Source organism: Paraburkholderia sp. J7 (assembly GCF_905220155.1).
GTDB lineage: Bacteria > Pseudomonadota > Gammaproteobacteria > Burkholderiales > Burkholderiaceae > Paraburkholderia.
This window is the reverse complement of sequence record NZ_CAJMYZ010000011.1, coordinates 1-17,508: the sequence shown is the minus strand read 5'-3', so window position 1 is coordinate 17,508 and position 17,508 is coordinate 1. Positions and strand designations below refer to the sequence as shown.

Genomic DNA, 17,508 nt, shown 5'->3' with positions numbered 1-17,508 from the left:
AATGCGATGAACGCTCCCGCATACCAGGGCATCAAGGACTTCATCCTCGCGCGCATTCACGCCGGTGAGTGGAGCGAGGGTGACCAGGTGCCATCGGAGAACGAACTGGCGCGCGAGTTCAAGGTCGCGCGCATGACCGTGAACCGGGCGCTACGCGAACTCACCGCGGAACAGGTGCTCACGCGTGTGCAGGGCGCGGGCACGTTCGTCGCGCGGCCCAAGTACGAGTCGACGCTCGTCTCCATCCGCAGCATCTCCGACGAAATCCTCGCGCGCGGCCACCGCTACCGCGCCGAGGTGCTCGAGATTGGCGTGCATCACGCCGACGAGGCGCTCGCCGTAGAAATGGGGCTTGCCGCGAACGACCAGGTGTTCAACTCGCGCGTGCTCCACTTCGAGAACGACGAGCCCGTACAGCTCGAAGAGCGCTGGGTCAATCCCGCGATCGCGCCCGACTACGCGGCGCAGGACTTCACGCATATCACGCCGAACCAGTACCTCGTGCATGTCGCGCCGCTGCAGGGCGTGGAGTACCGCATCGAGGCGCTCGCCCCCGAGGCCGATACGCGCGCGCACCTCGCCATGGGCGAGTCCGAGCCGTGCCTCGTGCTGCACCGGCGCACACGCTCGCGCGGGCTCGTCGCTTCGGTCGCCAATCTGTGGCATCCGGGCAGCCGCTACCGCTTCACCGGGCACTTCTAGCGGGGCCGCCTAGGTGGGGCCGCCCAGGCGCGCGCCCCCCCGCGCTGCGCCGCACACCGCCGTTTCCTCAGCCTATTTCGCGTACCCGGCCGATTTGCGCCGGCATGCGTCTTGCTGCCGTTGCAGATCGCCGACAACATCGCGCCAATCGGGCCGGACGGCGCGGGAAATCGCGCGTGCAGCGCCGCAGCCCGTATTATTGAGACGTGACGCGAACGAAGGAGGAGCTCCGTAATGGACGATGCCAACGCCACGCTCATGCCGATGTGGCGGGCCAATCTGGCGCTGCTCACGCGCGAGGTTGGGTCTGCGACGCGGCTCGCGCGCATGATGACGTTTTCCGCGAGCTACATGAAGCTGATCGTGTCGGGCGAGCGCGACTTCAGCGCGGAGTTCGTGCGCGGCGTGGAAGCCGTCACGGGCCTGCCCGAAGGCTGGATGGACGTGAAGCACGAGAGCACCGACGTGCCCGACGAGACGCGCGAAGCGATCGCGAGCGAGACGCCGCGCGCGCGTTTTCGCGGCACGGCGCATCCGGTGCGCAAGGCGCCCGTGCTGCGCGTGGAGCCGATTTTCGGCCAGGGCGCGAAGCGCGAGGAGGCGCCGGCTACGACAGACGCGCACCGGCGTCTTGCGGGCATGCGCAAGATCCGCGATCTCGCGGCGCAGGACGTGCGCAAGCTCGAGCGCTACCTGAGCGTGCCGCCGGTCGAGCCTGCGGTGCTGCGCTCGCGCATTGAAGACGTCATTAACTACGCCGACCCTGACGAGCGCGTGCGCGCCGATCTCGAAGGGCGGCTCGAACAGATCGAGAAACATCGCGAGATGCTGCTGCGGCATGTCTCGCGCCTCTACGCGCTGCTTTCGCGGCTGGGCGACGAATGATTCGTTGCCCGAATCATCGTTTGACGCAGCGTCGTCTGATGAATCAGCGCTCCTGTACGCGCAGTTCCGTGAGTATCTGATCGGCGAGAAAGTCGCACGGCGGGCGGTTCGAGCGCGCGCTGCGTGCGAGCACCACTTCCAGCTCGGGCAGCGCCGGCAGGCCATGCTGGCGGCCGAGCGTGACGAACGTCTCGGGCACCGCGCAGCGCGCAAGCGGCGCGATGGCGAGACCCGCGGCCACCATGCTGCACAGGCCCATCAGGCTTGGGCTTTCATATGAAGTGCGATAAGCGATCTTCGCGCGCTCCAGCGCCTGGATCGCGTTCGTGTGCGCGACGCTGCCGCCGCCGAAGAGGGCGACCGGCAGCGGGCGCTCGCGCCAGATCTCGCGCCCGCTCGCCGCGCTGACCGCCGCGGGCGGTGCGGCCCACACCATCGGCTCGAAGCGGATGAACTCGCCCGCCAGTCCGTGCGTGCGCGTGATGCAGGCGAGGTCGATCTTGTTGTCTTTCAGGAGCGGCATGAGCGCGCTGCTCGGCAGCCCGATCACCTGAATTTCCACCTTCGGCCAGTTCGCCGAGAACTTGCGCAGCACCGGCGGCATGAGGGAAGACGCATAGTCGTCGGGCACGCCGATCGACACGCGGCCTGTCACCTCCGGGTGCGCGAGCGAGGCCCACGCTTCGTCGCGCAGCGCGAGCATGCGCCGCGCGTAGGCGATGAGCGTCTGGCCGTCGGGCGTGGGCGTGACGCTGCGCGGCGCGCGGATGAAGAGAGGCTTGCCGATGGATTCCTCGAGCGCGCGGATCTGCATGCTGAGCGCCGCCTGCGAGCGGTGCACGAGCGCGGCGCCGCGCACGAAGCTGCCGGCGTCGGCGACGGCCACCACCATGGCGAGCACGTCGAGGTCGAGGGTCTTCATTGGTATAAGAAAAATTGATAGAAGGCTTCAATATAACGCGTTTGTCTGAACGCGGGGGCAGGCCGATACTGGGGACGTACCGACCTTTCGCGCCGTTCCCCGCGCAGCCCTTCGCCGCAGTTCTTAGCCGCAGTTCTTCGCTTCTGGGAGAAGCCCATGTTGATGTCGCCGCCCGTCGATTTAACCTACGAACGATTCCAGCAACTGAACATGCGGCTCGACATGTCGCGCGGCAAGCCTTCGCCCGAGCAGCTCGATCTTTCGCAGGCCCTCATCGACGAAGCGGGGCAGGCGGGGTACCTCGCGCGCGACGGCTTCGATTGCCGCAACTATGGCCTCGCTAGCGGCTTGCCCGAGGCGCGCGAGCTGGGCGCGGAACTGCTCGGCGTGCCGGCCGCGCAGGTGATCGCGGCGGGCAATTCGAGCCTCGAACTGATGCACGACGCGCTGACGTTCGCGCTGTTGCATGGCGTGCCGGTGGGCGAGGGCGCGGACATCGGCGCGCCGTGGCGCGCGCAGGGCGAGATCGCCTTCCTGTGCCCGGTGCCCGGCTATGACCGCCACTTCGCGATCTGCGAGGCGCTCGGCGTGCGCATGATCGCCGTGCCGATGCGCGAGGACGGCCCCGACATGGACCGCGTGGAAGCGCTGGTGCGCGACGATCCGTCGATCAAGGGCATGTGGTGCGTGCCGCTCTACAGCAACCCGACGGGCGCGATCTGGTCCGACGAGGTCATACGGCGTCTCGCCGCCATGCCAGCCGCGCCCGACTTCCGTCTCTTCTGGGACGATGCCTACCGCTTCCACCCTCTCACCGACGAAGCGCTTGCGACGCTCGACGTGTTCGAGGCCTGCGCGGCGGCGGGTCATGCGCAGCGCGCGCAGATGTTCGCATCGCTTTCGAAAGTGACGTTCGGCGGCGGGGCGTTCGCGTGGCTCGCCGCGGCGCCGCGCAACGTGGCCTGGTGGCAGAGGCATTCGGCCGTGCGCACCATCGGGCCGGACAAGCTCAACCAGTTGCGCCACGTGCGCTTTCTGCGCGACCGCGCAACGCTCACCGAACTGATGGCGCGCCATCGAGCGCTTCTCAAGCCGAAGTTCGACGCTGTCGACGAGGTGTTCCGCGCGCGCCTCGCCGCCGTGCCCGGTGTGAGCTGGAACGCGCCGCGCGGCGGCTATTTCATCAGCCTTTACGCGCCCGAGGGCTGCGCGCGGCGCACCGTCGAACTCGCGGCGGCGGCGGGCCTCGTCCTCACGCCCGCGGGCGCGGCGTTTCCGTATGGCGTCGATACGCACGACAGCCATCTGCGGATTGCGCCGTCGTATCCGTCGCTCGACGAGGTGCGCCTCGCCGCCGAGGGCATCGCGCTTTCGCTGCTGCGCGCCGTCGACGAACGCACGGCGTAGCGCTCAGGGCCGGCTCGGCGGCTCTCGCGTCGATGTGCTACAACGGCAGACGTAGCCCACGAATGTAGCCAAACTCACGCGAGGTTGCCGTGCAAGGTCTCGCCGCTTCCCTGCAACGCGCGCTTGCCCAGCGCGAGCGCGAAGGCCGCGCCGATAGTGGCCGTGCGCCGACGGCGCGTGCGCTCGCGGCGGGCGCGGGCTGGTCGGTCGACGACGTCGTCTGTACGCTCGGGCCCGGCGACCGGCCTTACGAGGAGCGCCACTCGAGCGCGTGCCTCGCCATCGTGGCGGCAGGCGTGTTCGGCTACCGCAGCGGCAACGCACGCGCGCTCATGACGCCCGGCGCGCTCATGCTGGGCGAAACCGGTGCCTGCTTCGAATGTGGGCATCGTCATGCGGCGGGCGACCGCTGCCTTTCGTTCCATTACGACCCGGCCTGGCTCGACGAGCAGGCCGCGGCCGCGGGGCTCGCGCCAGGCGCGAGGCGCTGGCGGGCCGCGCGGGTGCCGCCGGTGCGCGCGCTCGCGCCGCTCGTGGCGCACGCTTGCACCGACGCGCTCGCGCAGGAACGGAGTCACGCGAGCGAGTTCGGCGGCGCAGCGTGGGATGAAATCGCACTGGAACTGGCGCTCGCGACCTTGCGTGTGGTGGCGAGCGGCAAGGACGCGCTTGCGCCAGCCACGCCGGGCGCCGCCGCGGCGGCACGCGTGGTCGCGACGCTGCGCCTGATCGACGAGACGCCCGACGACGCGCATACGCTTGCCAGCCTTGCGAGCGCGGCGGGTGTGAGCGAGTTCTATTTTCTGCGCACGTTCTCGGCGGTTGCCGGCGTGACCCCGCATCAGTATTTGCTGCGTGCGCGGTTGCGCGCCGCCGCGCTGCGTCTCGCCGCCGACGACGAAGCGAGAATCGTCGACGTTGCGCTCGCGAGTGGCTTCAATGACCTGTCGAACTTCAACGCCGCGTTTCGCGCGGAGTTCGGCGCGAGTCCGCGTGCGTGGCGTGCCGCGCAGCGCGGGCGCCACCTCGCGCAGACCTCATGGCCGAACGCCGCGCAAGCGGCAGTGCGCACCTGAGGCGACCATGACGCGAGGCGAGTGGTTCAGGCGCGCCGCGGTCGCGTCGTGCCTTGCGTTGACCCTTGCGTTGACCCTTGCGTTCGCGAGCGGGCAAGCCCGCGCACAAGCGAGCGACGGAAGCCCCGGCATCACCGGGGCCCCCGGCAGTGCCGCACAAATCGACCTCCCTCCGTTCACGCTCGAGCGCGACGTGCATCTTTTCGTCGTGCAGCAGGACGGCTCGGTCGTCGAGGACGACGACACCGTGCTGCGCGCGAACACGACTGCCGGCGTGGACGAGATTGCCCAGCGCTACGTCTGGTTCAATAAGGATATCGAAACGATCACGAAACTCGCGGCCGAAACCATCGACCCGGACGGCACCACGCACGCCGTTGGCGCGAGCGGCATACGCGACGTGCAGGAGCCGCGCTCGGCGGGCGCGCCCACGTTCGAGGACGGCGTGCTGCGCACGGTGATCTTTCCTGGCGTCCAGGTCGGCTCGCGCGTGCATCTGCATTTTGCGAAGCGCCGTGCGAAAGCGCTGGAAGCGGGCACGTTCTCGTACTTCGTCGAGCCGACCGGCGAACCCGTCGAATTTCAACGCCTCATCTTCGATCTGCCCGCCAACGTGCCGCTTCATGCCGATGCGCGCGGCTATACGGCGCTCGCCCCCGAGACGGCGAACGGCCGCACCCGCTACGCTTTCGACTACCGGCACGGCCCCTATGCGCCGCTCGAAGCGGGCGCGGTGGCCTACGTGAACTGGGGCGACCGGCTGATGGTTTCCACCGTGCCCGACTTCGCCGCGTTCGCCGCGCGCTACCGCGCAGCCGCCGCCGACACCACCTCGGCCGATCCGGCCATTGCGTCGCTGGCGCTTGCGCTCACGTCGGACGTGAGCGACCCGCGCGAGAAGGCGCGCCGCATCTACGACTGGATGCGTTTCAACATTCGCTACGTCGCGCTCTTTCTTGGCGAGACCGCAGCGGTGCCGCATCGCGCGACCGATATCCTGCGCAACCGCTACGGCGACTGCAAGGACCACGTGGCGCTTTTCAGCGCGCTGCTGGCGGCGGTGGGCATCCGCGCCGAGCCCGTGCTGCTCAATCTCGGCCCCGTCTACACACTGCCCGACGTGCCGGGCTATGGCGCGCACGCGATCAATCACGCGATCGCGTGGCTACCCGACCTGGGCGTGTACGCCGACACGTCGTCGGGCGGCTACGCGTTCGGCTACTTGCCGCCGGGCGCGATGGACCGGCCCGTACTGCTCGTCGACCAGGGCGTGCTCTCGCGCACGCCCGCGACCGAGCGGCGCGAGCGCACGGCGCGCCTCTCGCTTGACATCGCCCCATCCGGCGACGCCGCCTACAGCTATTACGTGCAAGACGAGGGCGCGGGTGCCGAGCCCGAGCGCAATTCGTTTCGCCGTGCGACGCACGCGGGGGCGCAGCAACTCGCGACGCAACGCCTGCGGCTCACGGGCCTCGCAGGCAGCGCGCGCGTGAGCACGAGCGCGACGGACGCGACCGACGGCCCGTTTTCGGTGACGATGCAAGGCACGCTCGATCATATGGTCTGGCGCGACGGCACGACCGCGATTCCCGCGACGAGCAGTTTCACGGGCGGCATCGCCACGCAGATCGACAGCTGGCTTGCCCAGCCGCGCCGGACGCAACCGTGGGCGTGCATCGGGGGTGAGTTTGCGGAGAGCGCGCAAATCGAACTGCCCGCGTTCGCGCGCGTGACCGACGTGCCGCACGATACGCAAGTGAGCGACGCGTTTGTCGACTACACATCGCACTACGTGTTCGACGCGCGCTCGCGCACGGTGCAGATCGAGCGGCGGCTATCGGCGCGCTTTGGCCACCAGATGTGCACAGCCGACGAATTCGCGCAGATGCGCGACACGCTCCTGCGGATCGAGCGCGACACGCATGCCCAGATCGTCGTGCGGGCGGCGCCTGCGGCGCAGGCGCGATGAGCGGCGCTCAGCCGCCGCGCGTCGTCACCGGCACCCACACGCCTTTTTTCACCTGCCAGAGCGTGGAGGCGCCGTTCTTGAGCGAGCCATCCGGCTCGAAGGCGATGCGGCCCGTCACGCCGTCGAAGGCGAGCGCCTTGAGCGCGCTGCGGTACACCTCGGGCTTTGCCGACTTCGCGTTGACCATCGCATGGATCGCGGCCCACGCCGCGTCGTAGCCGAACGGCGCGTAGGCGAGCACGTCGGTGCCGAAGCGGCTTTTATAGGCCTGCTCGAAGCGCGGGCCCTCGGGCAGTTGCGCGAGCGGGCGGCCGTATTCCCAGGCCATTGCGCCTTCGGCGGCCGCGCCCGCGTCGCGGGTGAAGTCGGCGTTCGCGACGCCCCCGCCGCCCACGAACTGCGCGTTCATGCTGCGCGCCTTCATCTGCTTCACGAGCGCCGCGCCCTGGTGGGCGAGGCCGCCGAAGTAGAGCAGGTCGACATCGGCGGCCTTGATCTTCGATAGCTGCGGACCGAAGTCGCTCGCGATGCTTTCCGCGAACTCGCGCGCGACCACGTTGCCGCCATGCTCGCGCACCGCGTGCTCGAACACGTCGGCTTCGCCCTGGCCGAACGCGGTGCGGTCGTCGATGATGGCGACGCGTTTGGCTTTCATCACGTCCACGGCCCAAGCGCCGGCTACGCCTGCGTTTTGCGCGTCGTTTGCAATCACCATGAAGGTGTTGGCGAAGCCTTGCGAGGTGATGACCGGATTGGTGGCGGCGGGGCTGATCATCGGTATGCCGGCGCTTTCGTAGATGCGCGAGGCCGGAATGGCCGAGCCCGAGTTGAAGTGGCCGACCACGGCGTTCACGCCCTCGTTCGCGAGCGTTGCGGCGGCCTGCACGCCGAGGCGCGGGTCGCTGCGGTCGTCGATGGGCACGAGTTCGAAGTGCGCCGTCTGCTCGCCTATTTTGAGGTTTTGCGCGTTCGCTTCGTCAAGGGCGAGCTGGACGCCGTTTTCCAGGTCGCGGCCGTAGTTCGCGTAGTCGCCGGAGAGCGGCGAGACGAAACCGATGCGTACGTCGAGTGGCCCGGCGGCCAGCGCGCTGCTGCCGGTGCCAATTGCGCACAGCGTGCCGATCAGGAGTCCGGCTGCAAGCTTGCCCAATCTGCGGCGCTTACCGCTCGCACGGCACGCCGTGGCAAATGCGTAGGCGGTGGCGGATCTGGGCGCGGTGGCGAGACTCATCGTGACTCCTTGCGCGGCAGCGGCGCGGTGCTCTTGTGTGCGTTTTTTCCGGGTACGCCGCGCCGCGCGCCGGCCGTGGCGCGTAGGCGGGGCGTCTCGTCTTCGGGTCTTGCCAGGCTTTGCTGGGTCTTGCGGTTAGCGGCTGCGGCTTGCCAGAACGTGTTTTACGAACGGCTGCTTGCTCGTGCGGATAGAACTAGTTGTCCCGTTGCAGTTCGAAGAGCGCGTCGCGCAGGCCCACGAGCGGCGCCATGGTGTCGGCGCTCGCCCAGCCTTCGAGGTCGTCGAGCGCGCGATTGCAGCCGTCGAGCACCACATCGAGATCCACGGGAATGCTGTTGGCGAGCGCGAAGCGAATCGTCGCTTCGAAGCGTTCGCATTCGTCGTCGCCGTACGAGATGTCGAGCGTGTCGGCAATGGTTTGGGCAATGTCGCTGCGCTGGCGGTCGCTTTCGTCGACGAAGTCGATGATGCCGCGCGCGACGTCGGGCGCATGGTAAAGCGCGATGTCGAGCCACACGGCGGCGTCGAAATCGCTTTCGTGACTATGTTCCTCGAAGTATTCGATCGCTTCCTGCTCGTGCGTCTCGCCGGCGTCGACGGCAAGGCAAAGCTGCTCGAAATACTCTTCCTGTTCGCTACGGATTGAATCGGACATCGGTCATTCTCTAAAGACGGTGGGCGCCGCGGCCGCTTCCGCCGCCGCCGCATATCATGCGGACCGCATTATAGGCCGCGCGCGCACCTCCTTAGTCTAGGCGGCATCCACCGACCAGGCATCGAACCATTCTCGCGGGCGCGCGATCTGGTCTTGCGCCGCGACGATCTCCAGTTCGTAACGGCCCGCGTCGTAGGTCGCCTTCACCACGGCGTTCACTGCCGCGAGCGTGTGCTCGAACGCGCGGCGCATCGAGTCGCCGAGCATCAGGCGAGCGACGAACACCGCGCTCGTCACGTCGCCCACGCCCACCGGCTGGCGCGCGAATGGGTAGAGCGGGCGCTGGCCGAGCCAGGCTTCGTGCTCGGTCACGACGAGCATGTTGAAGCGGTCGGCGGGGCTGTTGCGGTCGAGCAGATGCTTCACGAGGATCAGCTTCGGGCCGCGCCTGAGCACTTCGCGGCACGCGAGCACGGCTTCTTCGGCGGTTTCGATCTCGCGGCCCACGAGCCGTTGTAGTTCGCTGTGATTGGGCATCATCGCGTCGGCGACCTCGGGCATGTTGCGCACGAGGAACGCCTGGATGCCGGGCTCGACGCGGCAGCCTTTTTCGCTGTCGAGCGTGCCCATCACCGGGTCGCAGAAGTAGCGCGCCTGCGGGTTGGCGGCCTTCACGGCGCGCACCACCTCGATCACGGCCTGGGCCTGCTCGGGCGCTCCCAGATACCCCGATAGCACGGCGTCGCAGCGCGGCAGCACGCCGATCGCGCCAATGCCTTCGACGAGATCCACGACTTCGTCCGAGCCGATGGCGGCGCCGCTCCAGTGGCCGTATTGCGTGTGATTCGAGAACTGCACCGTGTTGAGCGGCCAGACGTTCACACCGAGGCGGCGCATGGGAAACACCGCGGCGCTGTTGCCCGCGTGACCGAACACGACGTGCGACTGGATGCTCAGAACATTTTTCATGGCCGGTCCAGATTTCGTTGTGGCTTGCGGCGCGCAACGCACGCCGCGCCTTGCGCAGGTGCAGCAACGATAACCGAATTCGCCGTACGCAGTCGATGGATGCGTGGGCGCGGTGTTGCATGCGCGCCCGCAACGGTGCTTGCCAATCGACTGGAATTCGCGTGGGAAAGCGCTAAGCCGCGCTGTTTTGACCGGTCAGTTCGCGATAGAGCGTCATGTAGCGTTGCGCCGATGCCGCCCAACCGAAGTCTTGCTGCATTGCACGCGAGCGCGTCTCGCGCCAGTCGCGGCTGCGCCCATACAACGCGAAGGCGCGGCGGATCGCGGCCGCGAGCGCGTCGGGCTCGAAGCGCTCGAACACGAAGCCGGTCGCGAGGCCATCGGCGAGATTTTCGAGCGACGCGTCGACCACCGTATCGGCGAGTCCGCCCACGCGGTGCACGAGCGGCAGGGCGCCGTAAGCGAGCGCGTAGAGCTGCGTGAGGCCGCACGGCTCGAAGCGAGAGGGGACCATCATCACGTCGGCGCCCGCAACGATCTCGTGCGCGAGCGTCTCGTCGAAACCAAGCTCCACGGCCACCGATTCGGGATGCTGCTGCGCGGCGCGCGTATAGCCCTGTTCGAGGCTGGCGTCGCCGGTGCCGAGCACGACGAGCTGGCCGCCGCGCGCGACGATCTCGGGCAACGCCGCAAGCAGCAGGTCGAGGCCCTTTTGCTCGGTGAGCCGGCTCACCACGCCGAACACCGGGGCGTCGTGCTTCTGGGCGAGCTTCAAGCGCGCCTGCAAAGCGGCCTTGCAGTGCATCTTGCCGCTCTGGCGCATGGCCGAATAGCGTGTGGCGATGGCCGCGTCGCTCGCGGGATTCCACACGGCGTAGTCCACGCCATTGAGGATGCCGACGAGATCGTGCGCGCGTCCGCGCAGCAGCGCCTCGAGGCCGCCGCCCTGGGCGACCGTCTGAATCTCGCGCGCATAGGTCGGGCTCACCGTTGTGATCTTGTCGGCGAAATAGAGACCGGCTTTCAGAAATGAAAGCTGCCCATAGAACTCCACGCCATGCATGTCGAAAAAGTCGCGTGGCAGGCCGAGGGAGTCGAACTGCTGAACGGGGAAGATGCCCTGGTACGCGAGGTTGTGAATCGTGAAGATCGAGCGCGCACCGCCGGGCGCCACGCTCTTGCCGCGCTCGCGCGCCGCCGCGCGCAGATAGGCCGGCGCGAGCCCCGCGTGCCAGTCGTGCGCCTGCACGATGGCGGGCGCCCAGTCGGGATCGAGATGCAGCGCGAGCTGCGCCGCGCTCCAGCCGAGCAGCGCGAAACGCTGCGCGTTGTCGCCATAGGGCACGTGTTCGGCGTCGAGGTAGGGGTTGCCGGGGCGTGCATAGAAGGCGTCGGCGCGGATCATGTAGACGGCAAGCTCGCTGCCGGGCAGGCGCCCGAGTTCCAGCGTGGCCTCGGGCGCGCCGAAGGTGTGCGCAAGACGTGCGACGGGCCGCAGGTCCTCGAGACCCGCCGCGACGGGTGCGAAGCCCGGCAGCAGCAGGCGCGCGTCGGCGCCCAGTTCGATCAGCGCGGCGGGCAGGGCGGCGGTGACGTCGGCGAGGCCGCCGGTCTTCAGCAGCGGATACAGCTCGCTGGCTACGTGCAGGACGCGAATGGTCATCGGGAGTCAGTCCTCTCGGTGCTCGGGTTGCTTGCGGGTTGGCGCGTCCTTGAGCGTATGAACCTCGCCAGGCACTCAGCTAGCCCGGCAACTTCGCCAGCGCCTCGCTCGTGACCAGCACGACACCGCTCTCGGTGCGATAAAAGCGTTCGGCGTCGCGCGCGGCGTCTTCGCCGATCACGGTGCCGTTGGGAATCGTGCAGCCGCGGTCCACCACGACCTTGCGCAGCCGGCAACTCGTGCCCACCGTCACCTGTGGCAACAAGACTGCCTCGGCAATGTTGCAAAACGACTGCACGACGACATTCGACGAGAGCACCGAACGCGAGATCTGCGAACCCGAGATCACGCTGCCGCCGCACACGATCAGGTTGGTGCCCGAGCCCTGCAGACCATTCAGGTCGCGCACAAACTTGGCGGGCGGCAACTGCTCCTGGTAGGTCCAGATTGGCCAGTTGCGGTCGTAGAGGTCGAGCGCGGGAATGGTCGAAGCGAGATCGAGATTGGCGGACCAGTAGGCGTCGACGGTGCCGACGTCGCGCCAGTAGGGTTCGGCGGCCGGGTCCGACGACACACAGGACATGCTGAACGGATGGGCGATCGCGTGACCGTCGCTCACGACGCGCGGAATGATGTCCTTGCCGAAGTCGTGATCGGTGGCCGAGCGCGAAATGTTCTCTTCGAGCAGCTGGACGAGGTAGGTCGTGTCGAACACATAGATGCCCATGCTCGCGAGCGCGATGTCGGGGCGTCCGGGCATGGCGGGCGGATCGTCGGGCTTCTCGACGAAGCCGGTCACGCGGCGCGTCTCGTCCACGGCCATCACGCCGAACGCGCGCGCTTCCATGCGCGGCACCTCGATGCAGCCCACCGTGCAGTCGGCGCCGCTCGCGGCGTGGTCGGCGATCATGCGCGTGTAGTCCATCTTGTAGATGTGGTCGCCCGCCAGCACCACCACGTACTTCGGGCGAATCGAGCGAATGATGTCGATGTTCTGGTACACGGCGTCGGCGGTGCCGCGGTACCAGTGCGCGCCTTCCACACGCTGCTGCGCGGGCCACAGGTCGAGGAACTCGTTGAATTCGCCGCGCAGGAAGCCCCAGCCGCGCTGCAGGTGGCGCAAGAGCGAGTGCGCCTTGTACTGCGTGACGACCGCGATGCGGCGGATGCCCGAATTCAGGCAGTTCGACAGTGCGAAATCGATGATGCGGTACTTGCCGCCGAAGTACACGGCCGGCTTCACGCGCTTGTTGGTGAGCGGCCCGAGGCGTGTGCCGCGGCCGCCAGCGAGCACGATGGCGAGGGTGGTGCGTTGCAGATCGTTGAGGCTTGCCGGAGTTTCCATGGTCGTCTCCTTGTTGTGCCCCCGGTGCGGCCGCCGCGGCCCGCCTCGTCCTGCCCGGGCCAGTGCGGTCCTTCTCTGGTGTGCCTGTCGCGTCCCTGATGCGGCGCGTTGCGCAATGCAGCACGCGTGCCGTGCGCCGCGGACGTCTCGTGCGTCCTGAATTGACTGTTCTAGCGTAGCGCGAATTGCCTGTCAGCGGGTCCGGACATGCGCGCCACATTCGTGCGAGGCGTTCGTGAGCAGCGAATGGAGCAGGCGGAATAAGCGGGACGAGTGGAACAAGCAGAGCAAGCGGCATGCCGCGCGCACAAGCGGGCAGGAGCAGGGCGGGGCCGCTAGAATCGCTGGCTGTACCGGCGCCATTTCGGCGTGCTGTTTTCTGTCCGACCTTTTGCCCGACTCCTGATCGATGAGAGCCATCCTGAACCACACGCTTGCCCGTTTTGCCCCTTTCGTTGCCGCATTGAGTGCGGCCGCGTTCTGTCATGGCGCTTTCGCCGCCGGGACAGAGGCGAGCGGCGCAGCGCCGATGACCGCGTCTTCACCTCAAGCCGCGACCCAGACGCCCGACGGTCTCGCGTACGGCCCCGAACTGCAGGGCTTCGAGTATCCGCACCCCGTGCATGACTTTGCGTTCGTTTCGCAGGGGCAAACGCTGCATATGGCGTACATGGATTTGCAGCCCGCGAAACCGAACGGACGCACCGCGGTCCTGCTGCACGGCAAGAACTTCTGCGCGGCGACGTGGGACGCCACCATCCGCGAGCTGCATGCCGCGGGCTACCGCGTGATCGCGCCGGACCAGATCGGTTTTTGCAAATCGAGCAAGCCCGCTTCGTACCAGTTCAGCTTCCAGCAGCTCGCGCGCAACACGCACGCGCTGCTCGCGGCGCTCGGCGTGCATGAGGCGACGATCATCGGCCATTCGACGGGCGGCATGCTGGCGGTGCGCTATGCGCTCATGTATCCGCAGGAAACCGAGCAGCTCGTGCTCGTGAACCCGATCGGGCTCGAAGACTGGAAGGCGAAAGGCGTGCCCTCGATTTCGGTGGACGACTGGTACGCGCGCGAGCTGAAGACGAGCGCCGACGGCATTCGCCGCTACGAGCAGGCCACCTATTACGCGGGGCAGTGGCGGCCAGCCTACGAGCCGTGGGTGCAGATGCTCGCGGGCATGTATCGCGGGTCCGGCAAGGCGCAGGTGGCGTGGGACTCCGCGCTGCTGTACGACATGATCTATACGCAGCCGGTGGTCTACGAACTCGGCCAGCTGCAGATGCCGACGCTGCTGCTCATCGGCGACAAGGACACGACCGCCATCGGCAAGGATCTCGCACCGCCCGAGGTGCGTGCGCAGCTCGGGCACTATCCGGTGCTGGCCAAAGCTGCGCAGCGCGCCATTCCCCACGCGACGCTCGTGGAGTTCGCCGACCTCGGGCACGCGCCGCAGATGCAGGACCCGCAGGCGTTTCATGCCGCGCTGCTCAAGGGGCTCGACGCGTTGAACCCATCGCACTAGGAGTGCGTGCGCCTTTGCCGAACGCGACGCAAGCGGCGCGTTCCGGTTACCGTCCCGCGGCGGCTTCCTTCAGTTCGTCGCGGGCCTGCGCCGCCATCTCGAACGAACGCAGCCGCGCCGCGTGGTCGTAGATCTGCGCGGTGACGATGAGTTCGTCCGCGCCGGTCTGCTCGATCACCGAAGCGAGGCCCGCGCGCACGGTTTCCTGGTCGCCCACCACGGAGCAGACGAGCGAGTGCGACACGCCGGCCAGCTCGAACTCGTTCGCCGCGATCTGCTCGACCGGCGGCGGCAGCTGCCCCGGCGTACCGCGCCGCAGATTCACGAACTGCTGCTGTAGCGAGGTGAAGAGAAAACGCGCTTCTTCGTTCGTGGGCGCGCCGAACACGTTCACACCGACCATCGCATGGGGCTTCGCGAGTGCGGCAGATGGACGGAACTGCGAACGGTAGAGGCGCAGCGCCGTGAGCAGATGGTCGGGCGCGAAGTGCGAGGCGAACGCGAACGGCAGGCCCATGGCCGCCGCAAGCTGCGCGCCATACAGGCTCGAGCCGAGGATATAGAGCGGCACGTTCAACCCCGCGCCGGGCACGGCGCGCACACGCTGGCCTTCCACGGGGGCGGCGAAATAGCGCTGCAGTTCGGCCACGTCGTCGGGGAAGCTGTCGGCGCTGCCCTGCAGGTCGCGGCGCAGCGCGCGCGCCGTGGTCTGGTCGGTGCCGGGCGCGCGCCCGAGGCCAAGGTCGATGCGACCGGGGTAGAGCGCTTCGAGCGTGCCGAACTGCTCGGCGATCACGAGCGGGGCGTGGTTCGGCAACATGATCCCGCCCGAGCCCACGCGGATGGTTTGGGTGCCGCCCGCCACGTAGCCGATCACGACCGAGGTCGCCGCGCTCGCAATGCCCGTCATGTTGTGATGCTCGGCCAGCCAGAAGCGGTGGTAGCCCAGGTGTTCGGCATGCCGGGCGAGATCGAGCGTGTTTTGCAGGGCGGCACCGGCATGGGAGCCCGCCGGGATGGGCGAGAGGTCGAGTACGGAGAATAGGGTCATGGGCTAGCCTGGGCCTGGTATGGAAAGCACGAACGCGCATGCGGTGCGCCGGTTTCTCGACACGCAGCCGCAAGGCAGTCGCAAGGTGCGGCCATTGTGCCAAAGCACTTTTGTTCGTGCTGGGGGCCACCAGGAACCCATGCCACCAGCGTGGATTCAGACAGGGCGGATTTTTTCTACGCCCATTCGATTTGAATATTAACGAGAACTACTCTTGTTTAAATACAAAGCGCGCGTTTTAATTCAAATTCATTAAAGAATCATTGCTATATGCTTACCGAATTTTTTCGGAGCGAAAAAGCTCTGGAAGGCGGTTGTGTAATAGCTGAAATAGTTACGTTTTTGCAGCTTTCGCAACGCATTTTCCCGCGTCTGTCGGAAGCAGGCGACAGTGCTTGCTGATACAATTTTCCGCGTCGAATCGGGGATCGACCATATTCAGTCGTTTCATGCGACGGTTTATCTCCATTTGTTTTGTTTGTTCAATTGCCTTGCATCATGCAAACCGGCATCAATTGTCGGGTTTCTAGCCTTCAATGCGTAATACGGCTACGATGCGCGGTTTATTTCTGGATTTTCAGGGCAGGGAAATGGTACGTGGTGGAACGCGAATTCCGGTCGGGGCACCGCAGGAGTATCACCCCTTGCGCGCAGCCGCCGGCGAGCGCGGGTTGCCCCACGTAAACCGGCTAGGCGGCGCGCCATGACGGTGTCGCAGGTTTTCGCCATGCCGGCGCCCTGGCCCGTGCTCGTCTGGGGCGTGGTCGTGCTGTGCAGCGTTGCCGCTTTCTACGGCCTCGTCGCCGCGCTCACCATGCCGCGCCTCGGTTCCGCCGCGCTCGTGCGCGAAGCCGCGCGCCGCGCGCGCCGTGCGCAACCGCAGCCCGTGAGCGTGCTCAAGCCCTTGTGCGGCGCCGAGCCGCGCCTTTACGAAAATCTCGCGACCTTCTGCGAGCAGCGGCATCCGCGCTTTCAATTGCTGTTCGGCGTGTCCTCGCCGGCGGATCCGGCCATCGCCGTCGTGCGCCGGCTGCAGTCGGCTTACCCGGGCCACGACATCGAACTCGTGATCGACCCGCGCGTGCATGGCAGCAATCTCAAGGTGAGCAACCTCATCAATCTGGCTGCGCGCGCGCGTTACGACGCGATCGTCGTGGCCGACAGCGATATCGCCGTCGAACCCGATTATCTGGAGATCGTCACCGCGCCGTTGGCCGACCCGGACGTAGGCGTCGTGACCTGTCTCTACAGCGCCCGCAGCATCGGCGGTTTCTGGCCGCGCGTGGGCGCGCTGTTCATCAACGAGTGGTTCGCGCCCTCGGTGCGCGTGGCGCATTCCACGGGCTCGCGCGCGTTCGGTTTTGGCGCGACGCTCGCGCTTTCCCGCGCGACGCTCGAACGCATCGGCGGATTCGCCGCGCTCAAGGACTGCCTCGCCGACGACTATCTGCTTGCCCGTTACGCGCGCGATCACGGCCTTGCCACGGTGCTCGCGCCAGTGGTGGTGGCCACCGACGTGATCGAGCCGACGTTCGGCTCGCTCTGGCTGCGCGAGACCCGCTGGCTGCGCACGATCCGCTCGGTGAATCCGGCGGGCTTCGCTTCACTGTTCATTACGTTTCCCACGCCGTGGCTCGTGCTGGGCGCGCTGTTATACGGCTTGCTCGCGGCGGGGGCGGGCATCGGCGCGTGCGCGACGACGCGTGCCGCGCTGGCCTCGCTCGCCACGGCCACGACGGCGGGTATCATTGCACGTTTGATACTGCACGCGCGAGCAAGCGGAAGCTGGCGAGCGTTCTGGCGCGATTTGCCGCTCGTGCCGCTGCGCGATGTGCTGCTGGCCCTGCAGTGGCTTTCCGCCGCGTTCGGCTCGCACGTGATCTGGCGCGGCGTACGCGTGAGCGTCGCCAATCCCGAGGCCGAAGCGCCTTCCGCCATGGCCGCACGCGCGCGCGGGCAGCGGCCTGCCGTAGAAGGATCGGACGCTCGTTGAACGCGTCGTTCCAATGCTGGCGCTTGATTTCCGCTTGATACCCGCTTGAATCCCGCTCGAATGCGACTGTCACCTCAATCATCACCCGACACACCCCGGGTACCCGGAGCACTCATCG

14 protein-coding genes are annotated in these 17,508 nt (G+C 67.4%); 7 read left to right on the top strand and 7 right to left on the bottom strand.

The annotated features are described in order from the left end of the window. Nucleotides 1-6: 6 nt before the first annotated feature. Both hutC and U5A58_RS18720 read left to right on the top strand, forming a co-directional pair. Entirely contained in the window at nucleotides 7-702 is a 696-nt protein-coding gene (gene hutC, locus U5A58_RS18725; protein WP_321962572.1) for a histidine utilization repressor, read from the top strand. A gap of 234 nt (nucleotides 703-936) precedes the next feature. Next, nucleotides 937-1,587: a hypothetical protein gene (locus U5A58_RS18720; RefSeq protein ID WP_321962571.1), complete on the top strand. Its 651-nt coding sequence runs from the start codon at nucleotides 937-939 to the stop codon at nucleotides 1,585-1,587. Nucleotides 1,588-1,630: 43 nt separating this feature from the next. Here U5A58_RS18720 and U5A58_RS18715 read toward each other — a convergent pair whose 3' ends face one another. After that, the gene (locus U5A58_RS18715) at nucleotides 1,631-2,509 is read right to left on the bottom strand and encodes a LysR substrate-binding domain-containing protein (RefSeq protein ID WP_321917915.1); all 879 of its coding nucleotides are present in this window, start codon (nucleotides 2,507-2,509) and stop codon (nucleotides 1,631-1,633) included. A 156-nt stretch (nucleotides 2,510-2,665) separates the two neighbouring features. Here U5A58_RS18715 and U5A58_RS18710 point away from each other — a divergent pair, with 156 nt between their 5' ends. The 3 genes from U5A58_RS18710 (at nucleotide 2,666) to U5A58_RS18700 (ending at nucleotide 6,961) form a co-directional block, all read left to right on the top strand. Next, the gene (locus U5A58_RS18710; protein WP_321962570.1) at nucleotides 2,666-3,916 is read left to right on the top strand and encodes an aminotransferase class I/II-fold pyridoxal phosphate-dependent enzyme; all 1,251 of its coding nucleotides are present in this window, start codon (nucleotides 2,666-2,668) and stop codon (nucleotides 3,914-3,916) included. Between the two features lie 89 nt (nucleotides 3,917-4,005). Continuing rightward, nucleotides 4,006-4,992, top strand: a complete 987-nt coding sequence (locus tag U5A58_RS18705) for an AraC family transcriptional regulator (RefSeq protein WP_321962569.1) — start codon at nucleotides 4,006-4,008, stop codon at nucleotides 4,990-4,992. 7 nt (nucleotides 4,993-4,999) lie between these two features. Further along, nucleotides 5,000-6,961, top strand: a complete 1,962-nt coding sequence (locus tag U5A58_RS18700; RefSeq protein ID WP_321962568.1) for a DUF3857 and transglutaminase domain-containing protein — start codon at nucleotides 5,000-5,002, stop codon at nucleotides 6,959-6,961. A gap of 7 nt (nucleotides 6,962-6,968) precedes the next feature. Here the strand turns inward: U5A58_RS18700 and U5A58_RS18695 are convergent, their stop codons facing one another. From U5A58_RS18695 to glgC, 5 genes are all read right to left on the bottom strand, one after another. After that, a complete protein-coding gene (locus U5A58_RS18695; protein WP_321962567.1) occupies nucleotides 6,969-8,192 on the bottom strand; it encodes a branched-chain amino acid ABC transporter substrate-binding protein in 1,224 nt (407 codons plus the stop codon). 196 nt (nucleotides 8,193-8,388) lie between these two features. Further along, entirely contained in the window at nucleotides 8,389-8,850 is a 462-nt protein-coding gene (locus tag U5A58_RS18690) for a hypothetical protein (protein WP_321962566.1), read from the bottom strand. Nucleotides 8,851-8,946: 96 nt separating this feature from the next. Beyond that, on the bottom strand, nucleotides 8,947-9,819 hold the full coding sequence (gene pdxY, locus U5A58_RS18685) for a pyridoxal kinase PdxY (RefSeq protein WP_321962565.1): 873 nt from the start codon (nucleotides 9,817-9,819) through the stop codon (nucleotides 8,947-8,949). Nucleotides 9,820-9,991: 172 nt separating this feature from the next. Next, complete coding sequence (glgA, locus tag U5A58_RS18680) at nucleotides 9,992-11,482, bottom strand: glycogen synthase GlgA (protein WP_321962564.1); 1,491 nt, start codon at nucleotides 11,480-11,482, stop codon at nucleotides 9,992-9,994. Nucleotides 11,483-11,561: 79 nt separating this feature from the next. Further along, on the bottom strand, nucleotides 11,562-12,827 hold the full coding sequence (gene glgC / locus U5A58_RS18675) for a glucose-1-phosphate adenylyltransferase (protein WP_321917902.1): 1,266 nt from the start codon (nucleotides 12,825-12,827) through the stop codon (nucleotides 11,562-11,564). 529 nt (nucleotides 12,828-13,356) lie between these two features. Between glgC and U5A58_RS18670 the strand changes: the two genes are divergently transcribed. Continuing rightward, on the top strand, nucleotides 13,357-14,346 hold the full coding sequence (locus U5A58_RS18670; protein ID WP_321962563.1) for an alpha/beta hydrolase: 990 nt from the start codon (nucleotides 13,357-13,359) through the stop codon (nucleotides 14,344-14,346). A 46-nt stretch (nucleotides 14,347-14,392) separates the two neighbouring features. Here the strand turns inward: U5A58_RS18670 and U5A58_RS18665 are convergent, their stop codons facing one another. After that, a complete protein-coding gene (locus U5A58_RS18665) occupies nucleotides 14,393-15,397 on the bottom strand; it encodes an LLM class flavin-dependent oxidoreductase (protein ID WP_321962562.1) in 1,005 nt (334 codons plus the stop codon). Between the two features lie 703 nt (nucleotides 15,398-16,100). Between U5A58_RS18665 and hpnI the strand changes: the two genes are divergently transcribed. After that, entirely contained in the window at nucleotides 16,101-17,390 is a 1,290-nt protein-coding gene (gene hpnI, locus U5A58_RS18660) for a bacteriohopanetetrol glucosamine biosynthesis glycosyltransferase HpnI (protein ID WP_321962561.1), read from the top strand. Nucleotides 17,391-17,508 lie beyond the last annotated feature (118 nt).